At 71.3% G+C, this 303-nt stretch carries 1 protein-coding gene; it reads left to right on the top strand.

Translation table 11 applies throughout. The annotated features are described in order from the left end of the window. Positions 1-303 (top strand): AMP-binding protein (locus ADK55_RS23335; protein WP_159041525.1); only part of this gene is annotated, 303 nt, incomplete at both ends.

Consider the following 303-nt stretch of genomic DNA (forward strand, 5'->3'; position numbering starts at 1 on the left):
CCGGCTACGCCCTCCTGGACCCCGAGTTCCCCGACGAACGCCTCACCCGCACCGCACACGACGCCACCATCCGCGTACTCGTCACCGACACCCGACAGGCGGGACGGCTCACGGCGGATGGGGTGGATGGGGCGTGGGTGACGGTGTGCGTCGACGCGGATGGGGCGCTGATCTCCGCTCGGGAGTCCGGGAACCTCGGCGTGGCCCTCGGCCCGACCGACACCGCGTGCGTGATGTTCACCTCGGGATCCACCGGACGCCCCAAGGGCATCCTGTCCACCCACCGCAACCTGGTCTCCACCC

This window comes from Streptomyces sp. WM4235 (genome assembly GCF_001279725.1).
In the GTDB taxonomy this organism is placed as follows: domain Bacteria; phylum Actinomycetota; class Actinomycetes; order Streptomycetales; family Streptomycetaceae; genus Streptomyces.